Here is a 6,905-nt window from a genome sequence, read left to right as displayed (position 1 = left end):
TGCTCTTCTGTGAACCGCTTTCTCTTCATCAGTCCGTCCTTCGATCAAGGGCCGGACTCTAATCTCAGATGGAGGAAATTCTTAGGGGCAGGTCAACATCACAATCGATTCATCGATCACAGGACGTGCTCTAGATCTGTCAATCGAAGCGAACGAATATTATGGGCGTCATTCGTCCTCGCCTGCAAGCTACTGCGAGGTTGTAGAAGTCAGGGGAACTGAGAACGATCCAAGCAGAACGTTGTAGAAGAGTTGGGGTAGGCCCCTGCCCCCAACTGGGAGATGACGTATTTGGAAAGGAATAATCGCCTGTCGGCGGGGCCTCCGCGTAAATGAATGACGCATCTTCCTGAGCGTGCATCGTAAGTACGGCAGGTCTATGCAGTCATTACACTGAGCGTTTGGCAGCGAGAGCGACTTGAAAGCCTTTCTTGTCTGGCTCGCCGAGGAGCTGAACTACAAATGGCCGCCTGTGTTACCGATACGGCAGCCAGCGTACTCAGACACCGATGCTGCGGGCGATGCTGTCGGCTGCCATGCGCTTACGCCACTCGAGCGGCCCGGACTTATGAATGGAATTTCCCTCGACATCGACAGCGATGATGACCGGCATGTCCTGCACCTCGAATTCATAGATGGCTTCCATGCCCAGCTCTTCAAAGGCAACGAGCCGCGCCGCCTTGATCGATTTTGAAATCAGGTAGGCGGCACCACCCACTGCGATGAGATAAGGCGTTGTGTGTCTCACAATCGACTCGATGGCCGCCGGGCTCCTTTCCGCTTTGCCGACCATCGCAAATAGGCCAGTCTCGGCGAGCATCTTTTCAGTGAAATCGTCCATACGGCTGGAGGTTGTCGGGCCAGCCGGTCCGACGACCTCATCCCTCACTGCTCGGACGGGTCCGACGTAGTAGATCACGCGTCCCCTCAGATCGACCGGGAAGGGCTTGCCGGCATCGATCAAATCGACCATTCGCTGGTGGGCGGCGTCACGGCCCGTCAGCATCTTACCGGACAAAAGAAGGGTTTCCCCACAGCGCCACGATGCGGTCTCTTCCTTTGTGAGCGCATCGAGATTGACCCGCCTGACGCCGGTTGTGTGCAAATCCTCATTACCGATCTGGGGCCATTCGGAAAGGTCGGGAGGCTCAAGCCTGATGGGTCCAGAGCCGTCTAAGGTGAACTTCAGGTGCCGGTTGGCGGCGCATTGCGGAATGAGCGCGACGGGCTTGGACGCGGCGTGAGTGGGATAGCTCGTAACCTTCACGTCAACGACTGTCGTCAGACCACCTAGGCCCTGAGCGCCCATGCCAAGCGCATTAATTCGTTCATAAAGCTCAACCCGCAGTGTCTCCTCCGCATTTGATGGCCCCCTCACGATCAATTCCGACATATCGATGGGCTCGTTCATGCCTTCCTTAGCCAGCAGCATTGACTTTTCAGCGCTGCCACCGATGCCGACCGAAATCAAGCCGGGCGGGCACCATCCGCTGCCGAGGGTCGAAACGGTCTCGACCACCCAGTCCGCAACGGACGCGCTCGGGTTAAGGGTGGTGAAACGCGCCTTGTTTTCGGATCCTCCCCCTTTTGCTGCGATGGTGATCTCAATTTGGTTGCCGCACACGAGCTCGACGTGGACGACTGCCGGCGTGTTGTCACGTGTGTTCACCCGCCCGGCAAGCGGATCCGAGACGATCGATGGTCGGAGGGGATTTTGAGGGTCGAGATAGGCCTGGCGGACGCCTTCATTCACGAGGTCGGCGAAACTGGCCGTTGACGCAATGCGGACGCCCATGCCGACCTTTGCAAAGACGACTACGAGGCCGGTGTCCTGGCAGATCGGCCGCCGCCCAAACGCCGCCATCCGTGAATTCAGCAGAATTTGCCCTATGGCGTTCTTAGCCGCCGGGCTTTGTTCCCGGGCATATGCCTGCGAAAGGTACCGGATATAGTCTGGAGGATGGTAGTACGAGATGTACTGAAGGGCGTCGGCGACGCTCCTTGCGATGTCTTCGCCGGCAATGGTTTGTGTCCTTTTGTTCACCACTCTTACCCGAATGACCCGAGCCCATTGACCAGTTTCAAGCTCTGGAAGCTTCGCAGGCCCAGCTCGCCGCCTTCATACCCATAACCACTCTGTTTGACGCCTCCATACGGCGCATCCGCGGAAACTCCTTTCAGGTAATTTACGCTGACAGCGCCAGCCGAAACACCGCCGATCAGCGTCCGTTTCGCATCGAGGGCGCCAGTGAAGAAGTAGGCGGCCAAACCATACTCGGTGGCATTGGCTTCTTCGATAGCCTCCTCGATCGTGTCGAAAGGCGCCACGGTCAGGATCGGCCCGAACGGCTCGTCATGAAGCACTTTTGCGTCCTTTGGCACCCCTGTCAGGATGGTTGGCGGCCAGTAAAAGCCCGGCTGGTCCAAGCGGATGCCACCGGTCTCTACGCGGGCGCCGCGATCCACCGCATCCTTGACCAGAAGCTGCATGGCCTCGATCCGCCGCGCGTTTGCCATCGGTCCCATCCCCGTCGCAGGGTCGTCGGGGGGGCCGATCCTGATTTTGCGGGCCGCTTCGGTCATTCGGAATACAAACTCCTCGTAGAGCGTCCGGGCGACGAGGATTCTGCTGGGCGCGTTGCAGCTCTGGCCTGCGCACTCGAACTTGTATTCCGAAATTGCTGGAACCGCTGTTGCGAGATCCGCATCCTCGCATACAACGACCGGCGAGTGTCCACCGAGTTCAAGGATGCACCGCTGCAAGTTATTAGCGGCAAGCTTGGCAAGATGTCTTCCGACAGCGGTGGAGCCCGTAAAGGTGAGGACCTTTACGATCGGCGAGCTCAGCAAATGTTCAGAAATTTGCGCCGGTACGCCGAAGACAAGATTGACAACGCCGTCCGGGATACCCGCCTGGCGCAACGCCTCGACAATGTGGATAGCCGCACTGGGTGTTTCTTCAGCCCCTTTGAGGATCACAGGACAGCCTGCCGCCAGCGCAGGGGCAAGCTTGCGGGCGATGAGCACGGCAGGATAGTTCCACGGCGTGAAGGCAGCGACCACGCCGAGCGGCTCAGGGACAATCATTCGGTTCGGACCATGTGGAATTGGGGCCGACAATTCTTGGGCGTGTGTGCCGTACCACTCCAACGTTTGGACTGCGCGCGCGTACTCGCCTGTTGCTTCGGCGACCGTCTTGCCCTGTTCTCTCGACAAATCCTTTGCTGCATCTCCCACCTTGGTGGCCAGTATCCTGGCGGCCGCGACAAGGATTTCGCCGCGATTCTTCGGCGGCTGCGAAGACCAGGCCCGGCGGCTTCGCTCTGCTGAAGCAAGGGCCTCGTCCAGATCCGAAGCCGACGCCGCGGCCACCGAGCCAAATACCTTCTCTGTCGCCGGGTTGGTCACCGTCAGGGTTCCGCTACCGCCTCGCCACCTGCCGTTGATGTAAAGCTGATAGGTTGTTGCGTTGAACATCGCATGCTCCGCTTGAATAAATTTGTCAGGTACGAGACCAGCTGATGTTCGGACCGTGGCTCTCTCGTCTGCGATTTCATCGCGATAGTTGCATGCGGTCAAATATCGAATGTCGCCCAAAACGATCTCGAATCCAGATTGATACCGCTTAAGCAGCCGCGACGAGAGATAGCACTGGAAGAACTTGGGTTGGGATCTCCTAAACCCGGTCCGGAACCGTGGCTGACCAGCGCTTGCCCTCGATCAAAGTCTTTACGACCTTGGGAATCAGCTTGCGGACCGCAGACACGGCTGGAGAGCGCTCATCCTTCGGGTTGACGGCGAGCACGACGGAACGGGTAATCACCGGATCGATGATCTTGACGGTTCTAACTTGACCATGAGATGCCTCTTTCTGAATGGCCGACGGGCTAAGGATGGAATATGCCTTTCCTTCCATGACCATATTGATGATCGTAGAAAGGGAATCGACTTCGAATCTAACGTCCAAAACACAACCATGTTGGGCAACGACTTCAGCCACCGAACGCCTGGCATTGTTGTTCCGCATGGGAACCGCCAGCGGAAATGCGTGCAAGTCGGGCAGCGGTATCGAATCTTCGAAAGGCGGTTGACCAGGCGGCACCACCAGGCAAAATTCTTCGCGGGCCAGCACCGTCATTGGCCCCACGCTCTCGGCAGTCCGGTACAGAACGGCCAGATTGAAACGGCCAGCTGCCATCCACTCCTCCAGCGGTCCCGTCATGCCCTCGATCATCTTGAGCGAGATCCTCGGCAACTCGCTTCTTACGGATTCAAGCAAGGGACCGCTAAGCACGCGAGCGGCTCCTGACGGAATGCCAATGGTCACCTCTCCGGAAGGAGCAGCCACCGTGTTGGTAAGTTCCTCCTCAGTCAGCTGAATTTCCTTCAGGATATTCCGCGCGCGCTCAAGCAGCTTGTCTCCGGACGCCGTGACGCTGACACCGGTCCTGTCGCGAACCAGCAGCTGGGTGCGGAATCCTTCTTCCAGTTGACGCACATGCAGGCTTAGAGCACTTTGAGCAACGTTGAGGGTTGCAGCTGCTTTCGTGAAACTGCCGGCCTCGACGACGCCGACAAAGTATCTTAACTGCCTGATGTCCACGATACAAAATCCAACCGGGGCATGATCGCCAGTGCCTCGTATCTATCTCGAAACGAGATAGCGAGCAAGACAAACCGTCGGCCATGTCTCGAAAACCGCCTGCCCGGCCGCGGATAAAATGCAGGTCAGTTATTGCTGGCGAGCCAGGATCTCGTGGGCGCGCCGAACCACTGGCGGATCAATCATCTTGCCATCCAACGAGAATGCGGACAGTCCACGCGTGGCGGCATCCTGTTCCGCCGCTACGACGCGACGGGCCCACTCGAGTTCCTGTGGGCTTGGCGAGAAAGCCTCATTGAATATGGCTACCTGTCTCGGATGAACGGCCAAAGCTCCGGCAAAGCCAAGCCGCCGTGCATGCGCGGCGGATTCACGAAGTTTATGAGTGTCCGAGAACTCGCCAATGCTTCCTATGAAGCCCAGCGGGAGCAAGCCGGCGGCGCGGGCGGCAAAAAGAACAGAAAGGTTCGGCGTCAAAAGAAGGTCGAATTCCGGGGCGCCGCCAACAACGGCACTGAAGTCTTCAGCCCCCAGCGCCATTGCGATCATCCTTGGATGTGCCGACGCAATGGCCGCGAGCCGTTGCAGGGCGCCCGGAGTCTCGATCTGGGCAAGGAACCGGATGCGCCCAGGCGCAAGATTTCTTTCTCGTTCAAGTTCTGAAACCGCATTTGCGATCTCTAAAACCCACTCTGCCGAATCAGTCTTTGGAAGAACCAGTGCGTCAACACCAGCCATCACTGCTGCATCGAGATCGACCGCCAAGGCGCGCAAACCACGATTCACGCGTACCAAAACAGACCCGCCCTTGCGCGCCCCCTTTGCTACGGATTCGGAGAGCTGCCGCCGTGCGTGGGCTTTCTGATCCTGGGGAACGGAATCCTCCAGGTCGAGAATGATGCCATCTGCATCGCGCTCATGAGCCGTCTCCACAAACCGCGGAACGTGAGCGGGAACGAACAACAGGGATCTCCAGCGTGGTAAAGACGTCGCGCTTTCAAAGGCCCCAAAGGTGTTTTTGATCATGGAATCCGCCTCCCCTGCCGATCTTAGCGACGGCGGTGACCGTGAGCTTGCTACGGCGGGCTGAGATGATGCGCGGTACACAGGCTCTTTGGAAATCGCGCGCTCACCTTATCGAGATGCACGCAAAGCGGCCCTCTCCCGCAAACGCGCCAGAACCTCCTCGCGGACAGTCTCGGTATGAGCGCCAAGAGCGGGAACTGGGCGCAACGAGAGGTGCTCGGAGTTGAAAATCGGCGCCGGTGCTATCGTTTTGACGGTTCCTTCGGGTGTTCCAACCTCAACTCTGCGAATGTGTGGATGGTTTGAAACATCCGCCACTTCGTTTAGTCGGCCGTATGCCAAACCGGCGGCTTCAAGCTCCCGCATCGCTTCATCGCAGGACACTTCAGAAAAGCGCCTCTCAATGATCTCGTCAATTTGCGCCCGGTGACCTAGGCGCTCCATATTATCGGCAAAACCAGGTGCGCGTGTAAGCTCCGGCCGCTTTAGAAATTTCTCGCAGAAATTCACCCATTCGCGGTCATTTTGGACTGAAAAAATGACTTGTTTGCCGTCGGCGCAACGATAGGCCCCATATGGAGCAAGCGACGGGTGATTCACGCCGGCGCGTACCGTGTGATAGGCACTGTAGTCGTTTTGCAGAACCGGGACATTCATCCAGTCGGCGACGGCATCGAACAGTGATATTTGAATGCTGGTGGCTTCACCGGTGACCTCGCGGTGATAGAGGGCCAGCAGAATGGCGCTATGTGCTGTCATGCCCGCCGAAATGTCGCAAACCGAGACTCCCACACGTGCGGCCCCATGTTGGTTGCCGGTGATGGCGCATAGGCCTGTTTCGGCCTGGACGATGAGATCATAAGCCTTCAAGTGCGAATACGGCCCTTTCTCGCCGAAACCCGAGATATCGCAGGTGATCAGCCGCGGATATTGGCGACGCAGATCAGCAGACCCGAAACCCAGTTTTTCAATACTGCCAGGCCTCAGATTCTGGATAAAGACGTCAGCTACGGCAATGAGCGTGTCCAGGACCTCGCGGTCCGCTTCCAATCTTAGGTCCAGACACACCGACTCCTTGCCGCGGTTGAGCCATACGAAGTAAGAGCTCTGACCCCGGACCAATTTGTCGTAGTTTCGGGCAAAGTCCCCTTCCGGCCGTTCGATCTTAAATACCCGGGCACCGGCATCCGCAAGGCGAGACGACGCATAAGGCGCGGCCACCGCCTGCTCCACAGCAACGACGGTGATCCCCTCAAGGCTATTCTGCATGGTGACA

Annotated in this window: 5 protein-coding genes; all 5 read right to left on the bottom strand. The window is 58.0% G+C overall.

Going from position 1 to position 6,905, the window contains the following annotated elements; all coding sequences use genetic code 11:
• Positions 1 to 499: 499 nt before the first annotated feature.
• The 5 genes from NKJ18_RS28290 to NKJ18_RS28270 all read right to left on the bottom strand — a co-directional run bounded on the left by NKJ18_RS28290 (position 500) and on the right by NKJ18_RS28270 (position 6,898).
• Positions 500 to 2,044 (bottom strand): fumarate hydratase, encoded by a 1,545-nt coding sequence (locus NKJ18_RS28290; protein WP_352760903.1) that lies wholly within the window; start codon positions 2,042 to 2,044, stop codon positions 500 to 502.
• A gap of 5 nt (positions 2,045 to 2,049) precedes the next feature.
• A complete protein-coding gene (locus tag NKJ18_RS28285; RefSeq protein ID WP_352760901.1) occupies positions 2,050 to 3,477 on the bottom strand; it encodes an NAD-dependent succinate-semialdehyde dehydrogenase in 1,428 nt (475 codons plus the stop codon).
• Positions 3,478 to 3,676: 199 nt separating this feature from the next.
• Positions 3,677 to 4,603, bottom strand: coding sequence for a LysR family transcriptional regulator (locus tag NKJ18_RS28280; protein ID WP_352760899.1), 927 nt, complete (start codon positions 4,601 to 4,603; stop codon positions 3,677 to 3,679).
• Between the two features lie 129 nt (positions 4,604 to 4,732).
• Positions 4,733 to 5,629 (bottom strand): HpcH/HpaI aldolase/citrate lyase family protein, encoded by an 897-nt coding sequence (locus NKJ18_RS28275; protein ID WP_352760897.1) that lies wholly within the window; start codon positions 5,627 to 5,629, stop codon positions 4,733 to 4,735.
• 108 nt (positions 5,630 to 5,737) lie between these two features.
• Positions 5,738 to 6,898 carry a CaiB/BaiF CoA transferase family protein gene (locus NKJ18_RS28270; RefSeq protein WP_352760907.1) on the bottom strand — a complete coding sequence of 387 codons (1,161 nt, stop codon included), beginning with the start codon at positions 6,896 to 6,898 and terminating at the stop codon, positions 5,738 to 5,740.
• Between the last annotated feature and the right edge of the window lie 7 nt (positions 6,899 to 6,905).

The sequence above is a fragment of the Mesorhizobium sp. M0217 genome, from assembly GCF_040321955.1.
In the GTDB taxonomy this organism is placed as follows: Bacteria; Pseudomonadota; Alphaproteobacteria; order Rhizobiales; family Rhizobiaceae; genus Mesorhizobium.
Note: the sequence above shows the minus strand (reverse complement) of the source record. Positions and strands in the feature narration are given on the sequence as shown.